The following is a 17406-nucleotide window of genomic DNA, read 5'->3' as shown; positions in this document are numbered from 1 at the left end:
CTTCCAGATCGACCGAGGAGGCAGGATTTACKACCGCTTCGCGGCCGAACGCAGCCTTCGGCAGTTGCTACAGATTGCGTAAACCCGGAATGTCTTATGCCTCCTGGAGTGGCGTCATGAGTGAGTTCGTCAAGGTCGCCTGCGTGGGGGATGTCGAACCGGGTAACGGCATAACCGTGAACCTTGGGGGCACGCCCGTCGCGCTGTTCAATGTCGATGGCCAGTACTTCGCCATCCACAACACCTGCCCGCACGAAGACGGTTCGCTGGGGGACGGAATACTGTGCGACAACGTGGTGATTTGCCCGGTCCACGCCTACGAGTTCGACGTGACCAGCGGCGAATGCCTCACCGAACCGGCTTACCAGGTCGAACAGTTCGAGGTCCGGGTGGACGGTAACGACATCCTGTTACGGCAATCGTCGGATGTTTGAACGCCAGGGGCTAGCTCGGGTCGTAAGGAACAGGGAAGGAGTATAGTTAAACGATCACATCATCCTGCCAACAGCAGGAGGCATCCGCGATGAGCACTGACAATGCGAGGATCCGCGAACTCAGCAACCGGGCCTACAAGTACGGCTTTGTCTCTGATTTTGAGAACGATGCGGCCCCGCGTGGCCTCAACGAAGACCTCATCCGCCTGATCTCGGCGAAGAAGAACGAGCCGCAGTGGCTGCTCGACTGGCGTCTGAAGGCGTATCGCCACTGGCTGACGATGCGCGAGCCCACCTGGCAGAACGTTCGCTTCGAGCCCATCGACTACCAGGACATCATCTATTACTCGGCGCCCAAACCGAAAACCCCGGGGCCCAATAGTCTTGACGAGGTTGATCCCGAGCTGCGCGAGATGTTTGGCAAGCTTGGCATCTCGCTCGCCGAACAGGAACGCCTGACCGGCGTCGCGGTGGATGCGGTGGTCGACTCGGTCTCGGTCGCGACCACCTTCAAGCACAAACTCGCCGAAGTCGGGGTGATCTTCTGCTCGTTCTCAGAAGCCGTGCAAAAGCATCCGGAACTGGTGCGCAAGTACCTCGGTTCGGTGGTGCCCTACAGCGACAACTTCTTTGCCACGCTGAACTCGGCGGTGTTTTCCGACGGTTCCTTCTGCTACGTGCCCAAGGGCGTGCGTTGCCCGATGGAACTGTCGACCTACTTTCGCATCAACGCCGCGGACACCGGCCAGTTCGAACGCACGTTGATCGTTGCAGAAGAGGGCGCCTATGTGAGCTACCTCGAGGGCTGCACCGCGCCGATGCGCGACAATAACCAACTGCACGCGGCGGTGGTCGAGCTGGTTGCGCTGGATAATGCCCAGATCAAGTACGCCACGGTGCAGAACTGGTACCCCGGCGATGCCGAAGGACGTGGCGGTATCTTCAATTTCGTCACCAAGCGCGGCAAATGTGCAGGCGCGCACTCGAAGATTTCCTGGACCCAGGTCGAAACCGGCTCCGCGATCACCTGGAAATACCCGGGAGTGATTCTCCAGGGCGATTATTCGGTCGGCGAGTTCTATTCAGTAGCCCTGACAGCCAATCACCAGCAGGCGGACACCGGCACCAAGATGATCCATATCGGCCGGCATACGCGCAGCACCATTCTGTCCAAGGGAATATCCGCCGGTCATGGACAGAACACCTACCGCGGCCTGGTGAAGATCCAGAAAGCCGCKACCGGTGCCCGCAACCATACGCAGTGTGACTCGCTGCTGCTGGGCAGCGAGTGTGGCGCACATACGTTTCCTTATATCGACGTGAAGAACCCCAGTGCCCAGGTCGAGCATGAGGCTTCCACGTCGAAGATCAGCGACGAGCAGCTGTTTTACTGCCGACAGCGCGGCATCAGCGCGGAGGATGCGGTGCCGATGATCGTCAACGGCTTCTGCCGCGAAGTGCTCAAGGAGCTGCCGATGGAATTTGCAGTAGAAGCCCAGAAACTTCTGGGTGTGAGCCTGGAGGGCTGCGTGGGCTAAGGCCCGGGGTGGGAGCATGCTCGAGATCAATGATCTGCACGCCAGCGTCGACGGCCGTGAAATCCTGCGGGGTATCACGCTGCGGGTGGAAGCGGGCGAGGTGCATGCGATCATGGGGCCGAACGGCTCCGGTAAAAGCACGCTGGCCCAGGTCCTCGCGGGCCTTGAGACTTACGAGGTCAGCGGCCAGGTGCTGTATGACGGCCAGGACCTGCTCGCCATGCCGCCGGAAGCGCGGGCGGTCGCCGGGATTTTCCTGGCGTTTCAGTACCCGGTGGAAATTCCCGGTGTCGGCAACCTCTATTTCCTGCGCACGGCCCTCAATGCCGTGCGCAAACAGCGTGGGCTTGAAGAACTCGATGCGCTGGATTTCCTTGAGCTCGCCAAGGAGCGCATGGCGCTGGTCGAGATGGACCAGAGCTTCATGAACCGCTCGCTCAACGTCGACTTCTCGGGTGGAGAGAAGAAGCGCAACGAGATTTTCCAGATGGCGATTCTCGAACCCCGGCTGGCGATCCTCGACGAGACCGACTCGGGCCTCGACATCGACGCGCTGCGAACAGTCGCAGCCGGCGTCAATGCGCTGCGCAGCAAGGATCGCGCGCTGCTGGTGATCACCCACTATCAACGACTGCTCGACTACATCGTCCCGGATCACGTGCACGTCATGGCCAACGGGCGGATCGTCCAGTCCGGCGGCAAGGAGCTGGCCATCGAGCTGGAAAAGCACGGCTATGCCAGCTATGAGCAGGATTCTGCAGCGCCCGGAGCCAGGCCATGAACAGCGCGGCGTTCCTCTCGCAGCTCACCCCCAGCGTTGACGTCCAGCGTCCGGCCTGGCTGCAAGCATTGCGCCGCGATGCGTTCCAGTGGGTGATCGAGCAAGGCTTTCCGACGGTCAAGGACGAGGCCTGGAAGCACACGCGAGTCGCGCCGATCCTGGAGATTCCTTTCCAGCCGGTCGAAACGATCGCGAGTCAGGACCTGTCCGCCGTCGACATCGAACGACTCGCCGGCAACTACGGTGGCGTGCGACTGGTCTTCGTCAACGGCTATTTCGCGCCTGAGCTGTCGGCACTTGATGGGCTGCCCCGCGGCGTTAAGGTGTGCCCATTTGCACCGCTGCTGAACGCCGACAACGGCGAACTCGAAAGTTTGTTCGCCCATGCGTTTCGCTCACACCCCCAAGCCTTTACCGCACTGAATGCGGCGTTCGCCGAGGACGGGGCGTTGGTGCAGATTCCCGCCCACACGACGCTCGATGTCCCGATCCATCTGGTGTTTCTCTCGACATCGGACGCCACGCCACGGGTGACTCATCCACGTGTCCTGGTGCAGATGGGGGCCGGGAGCCGGGCGATTCTGGTGCAAAGCCACGTCAGCAGCGGGGAAGCGGTCTACCTGAGTAACGCAGTCAGCGAGGTGCTGCTGGACGCCGACGCCACGCTTGAACATTACACGCTGCAGAACGAGAGCACGGCTGCCTTCCACGTCGCGCTGCTCAGTGTGCGCCAGGCGCAGGGCAGCCGCTTCATAGCGCATTCCCTGGCACTGGGCTCGACGCTGGCACGGCAAGAGCTGCGCGTGGTACTCGAAGGTCCCGGCGCCGAAGTCGCCCTGAACGGTTTGTACCTGCCGCGAGGCCAACAACACCTGGATAACCAGACAACCATCGAGCATCGGGCACCGCGTTGTACCAGCCGCGAACGCTATAAGGGCGTGATCGATGATCATGGGCATGGAATCTTTGACGGACGGATCATCGTGCGTCCGGGAGCGATGAAGACCGATGCCAGCCAGACCAACAAGAATCTGTTGTTGTCGACGTCGGCCCAGGTCAACTCTCAGCCTCGGCTGGAGATTTTTGCCGATGACGTCAAGTGCGCTCACGGTGCCGCCGTCGGTCAACTGGATGAGCAGGCTATTTTCTACCTGCGCTCACGAGGGATTCCGCTGGCGGCAGCGCGGTCACTGCTGACCTTCGCGTTTGTCAGCGAGATGCTCGAGCTCATTGAGCTGGAGCCGTTGCGCGAGCATGTGCAGCGACTGGTCACCGCGCAGTTGCACGGGCGGGAGGTGTCGGCATGAGCGACCTCGAAAACCGCCTTCAAGGGCTATCGAAACCACTCCACCTTTCGCCAGGCTACGACGTCGAACGTGTGCGCCAGGCGTTCCCGATCCTCGCGGAGACGATCTACGGCAAGCCGCTGATTTACCTCGACAGTGCCGCGACCAGCCAGAAGCCGCAGGCGGTCATCGACGCCATGTCGCACTTCTTTTCAAAGGAAAACGCCAACGTGCACCGCGGCGTGCATTATCTTTCGGTGCGCGCCACCGAGGAGTATGAAAAGGCTCGGGCCAAGGTCCAGGGCTTCCTCAATGCCGAGTCMGTCGAAGAGATCGTCTTCGTCCGCGGCACGACTGAAGCGGTCAATCTCGTGGCGCAAACCTATGGCAAGACTCAGCTCCGCGCAGGCGACGAGGTACTGATCACGGCCATGGAACACCATTCGAATATCGTGCCTTGGCAAATGCTCTGCGAGCAGACTGGCGCGCGGCTGCGGGTGGCACCGATCAACGACGCTGGCGAACTGCTGCTCGATGAGCTGGAACGGCTGATCGGGCCCAGGACCCGGCTGCTGGCCGTCACTCATGTCTCCAATGTGCTGGGCACCATCAACCCGATCCGGCGTATTGTCGAACTCGCCCATGCGCGTGGCGTACGCGTGCTGGTCGACGGCGCCCAGGCAGCTCCGCACCTCAAGGTCGACGTACGAGCGTTGGGCTGCGATTTCTACGCCTTGTCTGGCCATAAAATGTACGGCCCCACCGGCATCGGCGTGCTCTACGGCCGTCACGAGCTGCTCGAAAGCATGCCGCCTTATCAGGGCGGCGGCGACATGATTCTCTCGGTCAGCTTCGAGAAAACCGTCTACAACAAACCGCCGTACAAGTTTGAAGCGGGAACGCCGAACATGGCCGGCGCTATCGGCCTTGGTGCGGCGATCGACTTTCTCGCTGAACTCGGGCCAGAGGCGATTGCGGCTCACGAGCAGGCCGTGCAGGCCTACGCCACGAAGGCGCTGTCGACGGTGCCTGGCCTGCGGCTGATCGGTACGGCAGCAGAGAAGGTCGGGGTCCTTTCGTTTGTCCTCGACGGCATCCACCCGCACGACATCGGCACCATCCTCGACCGCGAAGGGATCGCGATTCGCACCGGGCATCACTGCGCACAGCCCTTGATGAACCGTTTCGGCGTGCCCGCCACCGCTCGCGCGTCGCTCGGCTGCTACAGCACCGAGCGTGATATCGATGCACTGGTGGCCGGTCTGGCCAAAGTTCAGGAGGTGTTCCGATGAGTGGCGACGAACTGCGCGACCTCTACCAGGACGTGATCATCGACCACGGCAAACGGCCGCGTAACTTYCACCCACTAGCGGACGCGACCTGTACGGCGGAGGGTTTCAATCCGCTGTGCGGCGATCAGTTGAAGATCTATCTCAAGCTTGCGAACGGGGTGATCGAGGACATCAGCTTTCAGGGGGTTGGCTGTGCCATCTCCCAGGCCTCGGCGTCCCTGATGACGCTGGCGGTGAAGGGGAAAAAACCGGAGGAGGCGCAGGCACTTTTTGCCCGGGTGCATACGTTGCTCACCGAAGGGCCAAACGCCCGGGTGACACCCGCAGAGCTCGGTAAACTCGCGGTGCTTTCGGGCGTTTGGGAGTTTCCGGTGCGGGTCAAGTGCGCCACTCTGGCCTGGCACACGCTGCGTAGCGCTCTCGAAGGCGGCGCCTCGCAGGTCACGACGGAGTAATCAGCCATGGCAGCCACATTACCAATTCCCCGTATTCACCTGCGCGAACCGGCACGCAAAGTCTTGCTCGATGCCCTGGCAGACGGCCATGTGCGCGGAGTGCGGCTGAAGATCGACGAGCATTTCGCGCATGAGTTTTTCTTTGAGCGCGTTGCCGAAGGCGATATCACGGTCGAGGCAGACGGCATCAAGCTGTCGCTCGATCCCGCGAGCGCGGGGCGTGCCGATGGTTTGTCCGTCGATTTTACGTATGACCTGCATGGCGCCGGCTTCCACTTCGATAACCCGAATAAACCGGGCTACCTGCAACCGATCGAACTCACGCGGGACTGCGCAGTCACCCTGATTCCGGGCGGGGAGCGACTGCAACTGGGTCGTGGCGAGCAGGTAGTGGTGACCCAGGCGCTCGGTGGCAGCTTCACGGTGCAAATCTCCAGGGGCCGGCTGGCACGGATCGCCGCCGCTGACGCCGATGCGTTGGGGCGGGATGCTCAGCAGCAGGAGCAGCCCCAGGCGAGCAGTGGCGGGTTCGACGTCCAGCAAGTGTTCGACATGCTGCGCACCGTCTACGACCCGGAGATCCCGGTCAACGTGGTCGATCTCGGGCTCATTTACCAGTGTGAAACCCGTTTGCTTGCCGACGGCGGCCAGCGAGTCGAGATCAAGATGTCCATGACCGCGCCCGGTTGCGGAATGGGCGACGTACTCAAAGAAGAGGCGTACACCAAGGTCCAGAGTATCCCTGGAGTCAGCGAGGTCGAGGTCGAGATCGTCTGGGACCCGCCATGGGATCAAAGCCGTATGTCCGAGACAGCGCGCTTGCAGTTGGGGCTGTTCTGAGGAACCCGGCGTGAGGAGCCAGCCATGAGCAATCGACTCGCCAAAGAGACTTCGCCCTATCTGCGCCAGCATGCAGAGAACCCCGTCGATTGGTATCCGTGGGGCGAGGAAGCGTTCCGCCGCGCGCGCGACGAGGACAAGCCCATCCACTTGTCGCTGGGTTATGCCGCCTGCCACTGGTGTCATGTGATGGCCCACGAGTCGTTCGAGAACCCCGAGACCGCGCGCCTGATGAACGAGCGCTTCATCAATATCAAAGTCGACCGCCAGGAACGGCCTGACCTCGACGACATCTATCAACAAGTCGTGCAAATGATGGGGCAGGGCGGCGGCTGGCCGTTAACGGTGTTCCTGACTGCCGAGCGCGAGCCGTTCTTCGGCGGCACCTACTTTCCGCCAGACGACGGTTATGGTCGGCCAGGCTTCGCTCAACTGCTGCTCGGTCTGAGCGACGCCTGGCAGAATAACCGCGCAGCRCTGCAACAGAATGTTGAACAGTTCCTTCAGGGTTATCGCAAGCTGGAGGCGTCAATGCTGGAGGGTGATACACCGCTGGAGCCAGACCAGCCGGCCACCGCTGCCCGGTTGTTTGCCCGAAACACCGACCCGGTGAACGGCGGCCTGGGCAACGCGCCGAAATTTCCCAACCCGGCCTGCCATGATCTGGTCCTGCGCGTCTATCAGCGTCTGCACGAGCCGGATTTGCTGCATTCGGTAGAGTTGACCCTTGATCGCATGGCCGCTGGCGGGCTCTACGATCACCTCGGCGGCGGTTTTGCTCGTTACTGCGTGGATGAACGCTGGGCCGTTCCTCATTTCGAAAAGATGCTCTACGACAACGGTCAGCTCGTGAAGCTCTATGCCGATGCCTATCGCGAGACCGGCAAGCCTGCCTGGCGGCGTGTGTTCGAGGAAAGCACCGACTACATCCTGCGTGACATGACTCACCCTGACGGCGGTTTCTACGCCAGTGAAGACGCTGACAGCGAGGGTGAAGAGGGCAAGTTCTACGTGTGGACACTCGCTCAAGTGCAGGCCGCGCTCGGCGAGCCGGATGCTGCGCTGGCCTGCCGGGCTTACGGCGTCACCGCCAACGGCAACTTCGAGCATGGCAGCACGGTGCTGCACCGCGCAGTCGCACTGGACGCAGTGCAGGAACTACAGCTCAAGGGCCTGCGCGACAGGTTATTGCTGGCCCGTGCCCAACGTATTCGTCCGGGGCGCGACGAGAACATCCTCACCAGCTGGAACGCGTTAATGATCCAGGGTCTCTGCGCGGCTTATCAGGCGACCGGAACCACAACGTATCTGGACGCCGCGAGGCGCGCCGCCGACTTCATTCTGGACCGACTCTCGACGCCTGAAGGTGGACTTTACCGGGCCTGGCGGGAGGGCACGGCGAAGGTTCCAGGCTTCCTCGAAGACTACGCCTTCCTCGCCAACGCCTTGATCGATCTCTACGAGTGCGACTTCGATAAACGCTATGTCGAACGCGCCACGCAACTGGTCGAGGTGATCCTCGCCAAGTTCTGGGAGGACGGACTTTACTTCACGCCCAGCGATGGCGAGCCGCTGGTGCACAGGCCTCGGGCACCGCACGACAGTGCCTGGCCGTCAGGTACCTCGGCCTGCGTGTTCGCTTTCCTGCGACTTTTTGAACTGACCGGCCGCGAGCTTTACCACGAACGCGCCGAGCAGGTATTGGCGATGTATCGCGCTGCAGCCGCGCAGAATCCCTTCGGTTTCGCCCATCTGCTGGCGGCGCAGGACTGGGTACAGCGTGGCCCGATCAGCATCGTCGTTGCCGGCGAGCGTTCCGCCGCCAGCACCTTGGTCGCGAAGCTGCAGCGCCGCTACCTGCCGGCACGCGTCCTGGCCTTTGCCGAGGATGTGCCCATCGGCGCGGGCCGACATGCGCTTGCGGGACAAACCAGCGCCTATGTCTGCCGAAACCGCACTTGCGAGCCACCGGTAACCAGCGCCGAGGAGCTTGTAGAGCGCTGCCTGAAATGAAGAGCCGGAATTGAATCAAACCGTCAACGCGAGGAGACAACGATGGACAACAAGAGCAGCCACAACCCTTACACGTACCAACGTCTCAAGCATCTATATCCTGATTACTTCAGTGCCTTGGAGGCCCTGGGTACAGCGGTGCATCATGCCGGGCCGCTGGACGAGAAAACCGTCCAGCTGATTCAGCTCGGTGCCGCGGCGGCAATCCGCTCGGAAGGCGCCGTGCACAGTCATACCCGACGGGCACTGGCAGCCGGGGCGACGACTGAGGAGATCCATCACGCACTGATCGCCTTGACCAGCACGATCGGCTTCCCGACGGTCATTGCGGCGATGAGCTGGGTGGATGATGTGATCGGGAAAAGAGGCAATGACGCGCCGGAGCTCTGAGTACACCGCCGACGACCGGGTTTCGCTACATCCCGTGCAATCTTGACTATAGTTTCAAGTGTCGGCGGCCGTCGTTCAGTCACCGTGTTCGTCCAAGATTTCCCGGGCAAGTTCCGGGTAACTCCACCTGATCAGGAGCGCACGATGGACCTCAACCGTCGTCAGTTCTTCAAGGTCGCCGCTATCGGCCTTGGAGGCTCCAGCCTGGCCGCGCTGGGTATGGCACCCGCGCCAGCCTTCGCCGAGCAAGTCCGCCACTTCAAGCTGGCCCATACCCATGAAACCCGCAATACCTGTCCCTACTGTTCGGTGGGTTGCGGCTTGATCATGTACAGCCAGGGCGATGCGGCCAAGAACGTCAATCAGAGCATCATCCACATCGAAGGGGATGCCGACCACCCGGTCAATCGCGGCACGCTGTGCCCTAAAGGCGCAGGCCTGCTGGACTTTGTCCATAGCCCCAGCCGGCTGCAATATCCGCAAGTACGCAAGCCGGGCAGCAAGGAGTGGACGCGGGTGTCGTGGGATGAAGCGCTGGATCGCATCGCCGACCTGATGAAGGCCGACCGTGACGCCAACTTCATCGAGAAGAATGCCAAGGGCCAAACGGTCAACCGTTGGCTGACGACGGGTTTTCTCGCTGCCTCGGCGTCCTCCAACGAAGCCGGTTACATGACCCATAAGGTCGTTCGCAGTCTGGGCATGCTGGGGTTCGATAACCAGGCACGTGTCTGACATGGCCCGACGGTGGCAAGTCTTGCCCCAACGTATGGCCGAGGTGCGATGACCAACCACTGGACCGATATCGCCAACGCGAATCTGGTCCTGGTCATGGGCGGCAATGCTGCTGAAGCCCACCCCTGTGGCTTTAAATGGGTGACCGAAGCCAAAGCGCACAACCAGGCGCGCTTGATCGTGGTCGACCCGCGCTTCACCCGTACCGCCTCGGTGGCCGATTATTACGCACCGATCCGTACCGGCACCGATATCGCCTTCATGGGCGGTCTGATCAACTATTTGCTCACTGAAAACAAGATCCAGCACGAGTACGTGCACGCCTATACGGACGTGGCGTTCATCGTCAAGGCCGACTTTGGTTTCGAGGACGGGCTGTTTACCGGCTACGACGCGACCAAGCGTACCTACAGCGACAAGTCGAGCTGGGGCTATGAAATCGGCGAGGACGGTTTCGCCAAAGTCGACCCGTCCCTGATGCACCCGCGTTGCGTCTACCAACTGATGAAGCAGCATTACAGCCGCTACACCCTGGAGCTGACCAGCCAGATCTGCGGCATGCCGCAAGATGCCCTGCAAAAGATCTGGGAAGAGATTGCTACTTGCTCGCAACCGGGCAAGACCATGACGATTCTCTATGCGCTGGGCTGGACCCAGCATTCGACGGGATCGCAGATGATTCGCAGCGCAGCCATGGTGCAGTTGCTGTTGGGCAACGTCGGCATGCCGGGCGGGGGCGTCAATGYCCTGCGCGGGCACTCCAACATCCAGGGCCTGACCGACCTTGGGTTGCTGTCGAACCTGCTGCCCGGCTACCTGACCTTGCCGGGCGATGCCGAACAGGACTACGACGCCTACATTGCCAAGCGTGCACTCAAGCCACTTCGGCCCGGACAGCTGTCTTATTGGCAGAACTACGGCAAGTTCCACGTCAGCCTGATGAAGGCCTGGTACGGTGCCAATGCCACCGCCGACAACCACTGGGGCTACGACTGGCTGCCGAAGCTCGACATCCCCGGCTACGACATCCTGAAAGTGTTCGACATGATGTCCAGCGGGCAGGTCAACGGCTACGTCTGCCAAGGCTTCAATCCCATCGCTGCCTTACCCGACAAGAACCGGGTGATGGCCGCGCTGGCCAAACTCAAGTGGCTGGTGGTGATGGACCCGCTCGCTACCGAGACTTCGGAATTCTGGCGCAATGTCGGGCCTTACAACGATGTCGAAACGGCCGGCATCCAGACCGAAGTCATCCGCCTGCCCACCACCTGCTTCGCCGAAGAGGATGGCTCACTGGTCAACAGCGGCCGCTGGCTGCAATGGCACTGGAAGGGCGCCAATGGTCCGGGACAAGCACGCACCGACATCAAGATCATGAGCGAGCTGTTCATCCGTTTGCGTCAGCGTTACCAGGCCAACGGCGGTGCTTTCGCCGAGCCGATTCTCAAGCTCAGTTGGCCCTACAAGGTGCCTGACGATCCGACACCGGAAGAGATTGCCAAGGAGTTCAACGGCTACGCGATTGCCGATGTCACTGACGCCACGGGCGCGACGCTCAAGGCGGGGCAGCAGCTATCCGGTTTTGGCCAGCTCAAGGACGACGGCAGCACGGCGTCGGGCTGCTGGATCTTCTGCGGCAGCTGGACCGAGCAGGGCAACCAGATGGCTCGCCGCGACAACAGCGACCCTTTCGGGATGAAGCAGAATCTGGGATGGGCCTGGGCCTGGCCGATGAACCGGCGCATTCTCTACAACCGCGCCTCGGCCGACCCGAAAGGCCAGCCGTGGGATCCGAAAAAGCGCCTGGTGTGGTGGAACGGCAAGTCCTGGGGCGGCACCGATGTGCCTGACTACAAGGCCGACGTACCGCCGGAAGCAGGCATGAACCCGTTCATCATGAACCCCGAAGGGGTGGCGCGTTTCTTCGCCCTCGACAAGATGAACGAAGGGCCTTTCCCGGAACATTACGAACCGTTCGAAACGCCTATCGGCATCAACCCGCTGCACCCCACCAACAAGAAGGCGACCAGCAACCCGGCCGGGCGCATCTTCGATTCGGTCTGGGAGTCGCTCGGGACGGCGAAGGATTTCCCCTATGCCGCCACGAGCTACCGGCTCACCGAGCACTTCCACTTCTGGACCAAGCATTGCCCGATCAATGCCATCACCCAGCCCGAGCAGTTCGTCGAGATTGGTGAAGCCCTGGCCAAGGAGAAGGGGATTGCCCCAGGCGATCGGGTAAGGGTCAGCTCCAAGCGCGGGCATATCGAGGCGGTGGCGGTGGTGACCAAGCGGATTCGTCCGCTGCAGGTCAACAACCAGACCGTGCACCATATCGGCATTCCGTTGCACTGGGGGTTCACCGGGGCAACCCGGCATGGCTACCTGACAAACACCCTGGTGCCGTTCCTCGGTGACGGCAATACACAGACCCCGGAATCCAAGTCATTCCTGGTCAATGTGGAGAAAATCTGATGGCCAACCAAGACATCATTGCCCGTTCGGCCACCACCACCTTGCCGCCTTCGGTACGTCAACAGGAGGAAGTCGCCAAACTCATCGATACCACCAAGTGCATCGGTTGCAAGGCCTGCCAGGTGGCCTGTTCGGAATGGAACGAATTGCGCGACGAGGTCGGCCACAACCATGGAACCTACGACAACCCGCAGGATCTCAGCGCCGAGACCTGGACCCTGATGCGCTTCACCGAGCACGAAACCGATGCCGGCAACCTCGAATGGCTGATTCGCAAGGACGGTTGCATGCACTGCGCCGAACCCGGCTGCCTCGCGGCCTGCCCAAGTCCCGGGGCGATCATCAAGCACGCCAATGGCATTGTCGATTTCGATCAGGACCATTGCATCGGCTGCGGTTATTGCATCACCGGCTGCCCCTTCAACATTCCGCGCATTTCACGCAAAGACCACAAGGCCTACAAGTGCACGCTGTGTTCGGACCGGGTGGCGGTCGGGCTGGAACCGGCGTGCGTCAAGACCTGCCCGACCGGCGCCATCGTGTTCGGCAGCAAGGAGGACATGAAAGAACACGCCGCCGAGCGCATCGTCGACCTCAAGTCACGGGGCTTCGACAACGCCGGGCTGTACGATCCCGCCGGCGTCGGCGGCACGCATGTGATGTACGTCCTGCACCACGCCGACCAGCCATCGCTGTACGCCGGCTTGCCGAACCAGCCGGTCATCAGCCCATTGGTCGGGCTGTGGAAAGGCGTGAGCAAACCACTGGCGTTGCTGGCCATGGGCGCTGCGGTGCTGGCGGGTTTTTTCCATTACGTGCGCATCGGCCCGCAGCGCGTCGAGGAAGACGAACACCCGCCCGGCAAGGATTCCAGCGTGCATGAAGTCGACCCGACGGTGCATGTCTATGACCCGAACACGCCAGGATCGCAGGAGGACAGGCGACCATGAAAGACAAAACGATCCTGCGCTACAACGCCAACGAACGCACCAATCACTGGCTGGTGGCGATTCTGTTTTTCATGGCAGCCCTGTCGGGTCTGGCACTGTTCCACCCGTCGCTGTTCTGGCTCAGCGAGTTGTTTGGCGGCGGGCCGTGGACGCGCATCCTGCACCCCTTCATGGGCGTGCTGATGTTCGTGTTTTTCCTGGGGCTGGTGATCAGCTTCTGGCGAGCCAACTTTTTCATCGACAACGACCGCCTGTGGCTCAAACGGGTCAACCGGGTGATGCGCAATGAGGAGGAAGGCGTACCGCCCATCGGCAAGTACAACCCCGGGCAGAAGCTGCTGTTCTGGACCCTGTTGGTCTGCATGCTGATATTGCTGCTGAGCGGGGTGGTGATCTGGCGGGCCTATTTCAGCCAATACTTCGGCATCACCTCGATTCGCCTGGCAATGCTGTTGCATGCGCTGGCGGCGTTCGTGCTGGTGCTGAGTATCATCGTGCACATCTACGCCGGCCTCTGGATCAAGGGCTCGGTCAGCGCAATGCTGCATGGCGGGGTCAGCCGTGCCTGGGCGAAGAAACATCATGCGCTCTGGTACCGCGAGGTGACACACGACGAGAACCCTGACAGCCAGATAAGCAAGAAAGGATGATGCCTTGAGCACGATACTCGAGCCCGGACAAATCGAGGCGGCGGCGAGCACACCGCCGTTCCTGCGCCTGCCGCCGCCCAACCTGTACACCTTGCGTGCGATGCGCCTGGAGCGATTGGCCAATGGGCATCCGCTGGCCGATTTCCTGCGGCTGGTCGCCGATTTGTGTCATGTCCAGCAAAGCCTGTTGGACCAGCCACCACTGGCCCCGGCCCCGAATCCTGAGCGCCTGTTGTTATGCCAGGAACATGGCTTGCCACCGCTGGCCGCCGACAGTCTGGTACGCGAAGACGGCTGGCTGCCGTACCTGGAAACCCTGCTGCGGCGTTACCAGGCACCGCCGCGTTCGGCAGTGAAAAGTGCCGTGGCCACCTTGCACACCGCCAGCGTCGGGCAGCGCAAGGTCTGGGCGATTGCCTTGCTCAACGGCCAGTATGCAGGGCTGCCAGCGGCGCTGGTGCCGTTTCTCGGTGCGGCCTTGCAGGCGGCATGGAGCCACTGGCTGCTCGGCATGCCGGTTAGTGAACTGAAGCCGTGCGCCAGCCTTGGCCGATGCCCGGCCTGTGGTTCGCCGGCCATGGCCGGGGTGATTCACCAACGGGGAAAATACAACGGGTTGCGTTACCTGGTGTGTTCGCTGTGTGCCTGCGAATGGCATGTGGTGCGGGTCAAATGTGTCTACTGCGAACAAAGCAAAGGACTCAAATACGTCAGTTTCGAGGATGATCGGCATACGGCCAGCCAGGCGCCACTGCGGGCTGAAATCTGCCCCGGCTGCAACAGTTACCTGAAACTGCTGTACCTGGAAAACGATGCTGACGCCGAAGCGCTCTCAACGGACCTCGCCAGCTTGACGCTGGACATGCGCCTGGACCTGGAAGGTTACCAGCGGCTGGCACCGAACCTGATGCTGGCGCCAGGGGGAGATTGATCACAGCGGCTACACTCAGGTTTCCGGGACCGGAGCCTGTTTCATTCCACTCCCGCGACGGCCAACCGTTTCAGGGAGCCCCCTTGATGCCCGCAAAACTTGCCAGCGTCCCCGCGCGTTTACCTTCCATCGATAGCCTGTTACGCAACGCCGCCTGCCAGCCGCTGGCTGAACGTTATGGCCGCGATGCCTTGCTCGCGACTCTGCGACAGTTGCTCGACGATGTGCGTGAACCGGTGCAACGGGGTCAGCTTGACGCCCTTGAGCTCACGGCTCAGGTATTGGCGGGGAGGGCCGGCGAACGTCTGGCAAACCAGTACCGCAGTCGGGTACGGCGAGTGTTCAACCTTACCGGCACGGTACTGCATACCAACCTCGGTCGGGCATTGCTGCCGGAGGAAGCGATCGAGGCGGTGCAACAGGCTGCCCGTTATCCGCTGAATCTGGAATTCGACCTGGCGAGTGGCAAGCGTGGTGATCGCGACGACCTGATCGAGGGCCTGATACGCGAGCTGACCGGTGCCGAGGCGGTGACGGTGGTCAACAACAACGCGGCCGCCGTACTGCTCGCGCTCAACAGCCTGGGAGCGCGCAAAGAGGGCATCATCTCCCGTGGCGAACTGATCGAAATCGGCGGTGCATTCCGCATCCCCGACATCATGGCGCGGGCCGGGGTCAAACTGCATGAAGTCGGCACCACCAACCGCACCCATCCCCGCGACTACGAAGCTGCCATCGGCCCGCGCAGCGGCTTGTTGATGCGCGTCCACGCCAGCAATTACAGCATTCAAGGCTTCACGGCCCAGGTACCGACCGCCGAACTGGCGCTACTGGCCCACCGGCACGGGTTGCCATTGCTGGAAGATCTGGGCAGCGGCAGTCTGCTGGACCTGACCCGCTGGGGCCTGCCCGCTGAACCTACTGTGCGCCAGGCGCTGGCCGACGGGGCCGATATCGTCACCTTCAGCGGTGACAAGTTGCTCGGTGGTCCTCAGGCGGGATTGATCGTCGGTCGCCAGGAACTGATCGCCCGAATCAAGAAGAACCCGCTCAAGCGGGCGTTGCGCGTAGACAAACTGACCCTGGCCGCCCTCGAAGCCGTGCTGGGGTTGTACCGTGATCCCGACCGATTGGCCGAACGCTTGCCCAGCCTGCGCCTGCTCACCCGCCCGCAAGCCGATATCCTTGCTCAGGCCGAACGCCTGTGTCCGCTGCTGGCGCGTGTATTGGGCGACGGTTGGGCAGTAACGGCGCTGCCGGCGCTGGGCATGATCGGCAGCGGCAGCCAACCGATTGCGCGCTTGCCAAGCGCCGCCCTGTGCCTGCGTCCGCACGTGTMCAAACGCTTGCGTAGTCGGCAACTGCATGGTCTGGAAGCGGCTTTTCGAGCCTTGCCCATTCCGGTGCTCGGTCGTATCGACGACGATGCGCTGTGGCTGGATCTGCGCCAGCTGGACGACGAAGCGGCCTGGCTCGCTCAACTCGACCTGCTGCAAGGAGCGGGGGAGGCAAGGTGATTGTCGGCACCGCTGGACACATTGACCACGGCAAAACGGCCTTGCTCAAGGCCCTGACGGGACAAGCCGGCGATCGCCACCGGGAAGAACGTGAACGCGGCATCACCATCGACCTGGGCTTCCTTTATGCGCCGTTGGACCCTGGGGCGGAGATGACCGGTTTTATCGACGTGCCGGGGCATGAGCGCTTCATCCACAACATGCTCGCCGGCGCTCAGGGCATTGATCTGGTGTTGCTGGTGGTGGCCGCCGATGACGGGGTCATGCCCCAGACCCGCGAGCATTTGGCGATTGTCGAGCTACTGGGGATCCCAAAGGCGCTGGTGGTGATCAGCAAAATCGACCGGGTCGAGCCGGCACAGGTGCAGTCGGTACACGCCCAGGTCGCCGCGTTGCTGGCGCCGGGGCCGTATTGCGGCGCGCCGCAGTTCGCCGTGTCGAGCCTGACCGGGGAGGGCGTTGAAGCCCTGCGCCAGGCATTGTTGACCGCCCAGCATGAGGTCCGGCAGCGTAGCGCCAGCGGAGGATTCCGTCTGGCAATCGACCGCGCTTTCAGCGTCGCCGGCGCCGGTATCGTGGTCACTGGCACAGCGCTGGCTGGGCAGGTGAGGGTGGGCGACACACTCTTGTTGGGCCAGACAGGCAAGCCTGTGCGAGTGCGCAGTTTGCATGCGCAGAATCATGTGGTCGTCGAGGCGTGGGCCGGGCAGCGGGTGGCGTTGAACCTGAGTACCGAACGCCTGGCCCTGGAACAGATCCATCGCGGTGACTGGATGCTGGCCGAGTGGCTGTTCGCACCCACGCAGCGCCTGGACATCGAGATGCAGTTGCTGGCCAGCGAACCACGCGCCTTTGAACATTTCAGTGCGGTGCACGTGCATCTGGGCACTCAGGACGTCACCGCCCGGGTCGCCTTGCTGGAGGGCACACGCCTGGAGCCGGGCGTGCGGATGTTCGCGCAACTGTTGCTGAACGCGCCGTTGCAGGCCGTGCATGGCGACCGTTTGGTCCTGCGCGACCAGAGTGCACGGCGCACTCTCGGCGGAGGACGGGTGCTCGATCCGTTTGCACCGGCCCGCCAACGTCGCGTTCCGGCCAGGCTGATGCAGTTGCAAGCAC

General features: G+C 62.1%; 15 protein-coding genes. All 15 read left to right on the top strand.

Features of this window, described 5'->3' with window-relative positions; genetic code table 11:
* Positions 1–116 precede the first annotated feature (116 nt).
* The gene (locus AC1DH9_RS04400) at positions 117–434 is read left to right on the top strand and encodes a Rieske (2Fe-2S) protein (RefSeq protein WP_427528879.1); all 318 of its coding nucleotides are present in this window, start codon (positions 117–119) and stop codon (positions 432–434) included.
* Positions 435–523: 89 nt separating this feature from the next.
* Complete coding sequence (gene sufB, locus AC1DH9_RS04395; protein ID WP_427545397.1) at positions 524–1972, top strand: Fe-S cluster assembly protein SufB; 1449 nt, start codon at positions 524–526, stop codon at positions 1970–1972.
* Between the two features lie 16 nt (positions 1973–1988).
* On the top strand, positions 1989–2753 hold the full coding sequence (sufC, locus tag AC1DH9_RS04390; RefSeq protein WP_427528883.1) for a Fe-S cluster assembly ATPase SufC: 765 nt from the start codon (positions 1989–1991) through the stop codon (positions 2751–2753).
* The gene (sufD, locus tag AC1DH9_RS04385) at positions 2750–4060 is read left to right on the top strand and encodes a Fe-S cluster assembly protein SufD (RefSeq protein ID WP_427545399.1); all 1311 of its coding nucleotides are present in this window, start codon (positions 2750–2752) and stop codon (positions 4058–4060) included. The genes sufC and sufD overlap by 4 nt, the downstream gene beginning before the upstream one ends.
* The gene (locus AC1DH9_RS04380; protein ID WP_427545401.1) at positions 4057–5331 is read left to right on the top strand and encodes a SufS family cysteine desulfurase; all 1275 of its coding nucleotides are present in this window, start codon (positions 4057–4059) and stop codon (positions 5329–5331) included. The genes sufD and AC1DH9_RS04380 overlap by 4 nt, the downstream gene beginning before the upstream one ends.
* A complete protein-coding gene (sufU, locus tag AC1DH9_RS04375; RefSeq protein WP_347926691.1) occupies positions 5328–5786 on the top strand; it encodes a Fe-S cluster assembly sulfur transfer protein SufU in 459 nt (152 codons plus the stop codon). The genes AC1DH9_RS04380 and sufU overlap by 4 nt, the downstream gene beginning before the upstream one ends.
* Positions 5787–5792: 6 nt before the next feature.
* The gene (gene sufT, locus AC1DH9_RS04370; RefSeq protein ID WP_427545403.1) at positions 5793–6626 is read left to right on the top strand and encodes a putative Fe-S cluster assembly protein SufT; all 834 of its coding nucleotides are present in this window, start codon (positions 5793–5795) and stop codon (positions 6624–6626) included.
* A gap of 24 nt (positions 6627–6650) precedes the next feature.
* The gene (locus AC1DH9_RS04365) at positions 6651–8639 is read left to right on the top strand and encodes a thioredoxin domain-containing protein (RefSeq protein WP_427545405.1); all 1989 of its coding nucleotides are present in this window, start codon (positions 6651–6653) and stop codon (positions 8637–8639) included.
* A 42-nt stretch (positions 8640–8681) separates the two neighbouring features.
* Positions 8682–9029 (top strand): carboxymuconolactone decarboxylase family protein, encoded by a 348-nt coding sequence (locus AC1DH9_RS04360; protein ID WP_216743122.1) that lies wholly within the window; start codon positions 8682–8684, stop codon positions 9027–9029.
* A gap of 144 nt (positions 9030–9173) precedes the next feature.
* The gene (gene fdnG / locus AC1DH9_RS04355) at positions 9174–12239 is read left to right on the top strand and encodes a formate dehydrogenase-N subunit alpha (RefSeq protein ID WP_477807847.1); all 3066 of its coding nucleotides are present in this window, start codon (positions 9174–9176) and stop codon (positions 12237–12239) included.
* Positions 12239–13189: a formate dehydrogenase subunit beta gene (gene fdxH / locus AC1DH9_RS04350; RefSeq protein WP_054597364.1), complete on the top strand. Its 951-nt coding sequence runs from the start codon at positions 12239–12241 to the stop codon at positions 13187–13189. The genes fdnG and fdxH overlap by 1 nt, the downstream gene beginning before the upstream one ends.
* Entirely contained in the window at positions 13186–13839 is a 654-nt protein-coding gene (locus tag AC1DH9_RS04345) for a formate dehydrogenase subunit gamma (RefSeq protein WP_427545410.1), read from the top strand. Before fdxH ends, AC1DH9_RS04345 begins: the two co-directional genes overlap by 4 nt.
* Before the next feature lie 4 nt (positions 13840–13843).
* A complete protein-coding gene (fdhE, locus tag AC1DH9_RS04340) occupies positions 13844–14770 on the top strand; it encodes a formate dehydrogenase accessory protein FdhE (RefSeq protein WP_427545412.1) in 927 nt (308 codons plus the stop codon).
* 86 nt (positions 14771–14856) lie between these two features.
* Positions 14857–16287 (top strand): L-seryl-tRNA(Sec) selenium transferase, encoded by a 1431-nt coding sequence (gene selA, locus AC1DH9_RS04335; RefSeq protein WP_477807846.1) that lies wholly within the window; start codon positions 14857–14859, stop codon positions 16285–16287.
* Positions 16284–17406 (top strand): selenocysteine-specific translation elongation factor (gene selB, locus AC1DH9_RS04330; RefSeq protein ID WP_477807845.1); only part of this gene is annotated, 1123 nt, incomplete at its 3' end. The genes selA and selB, both read left to right, overlap by 4 nt.

The organism is Pseudomonas sp. 05T35 (assembly GCF_056396605.1).
The sequence above is the reverse complement of the archived record's forward strand: the minus strand, read 5'-3'. Positions and strand labels throughout refer to the sequence as shown.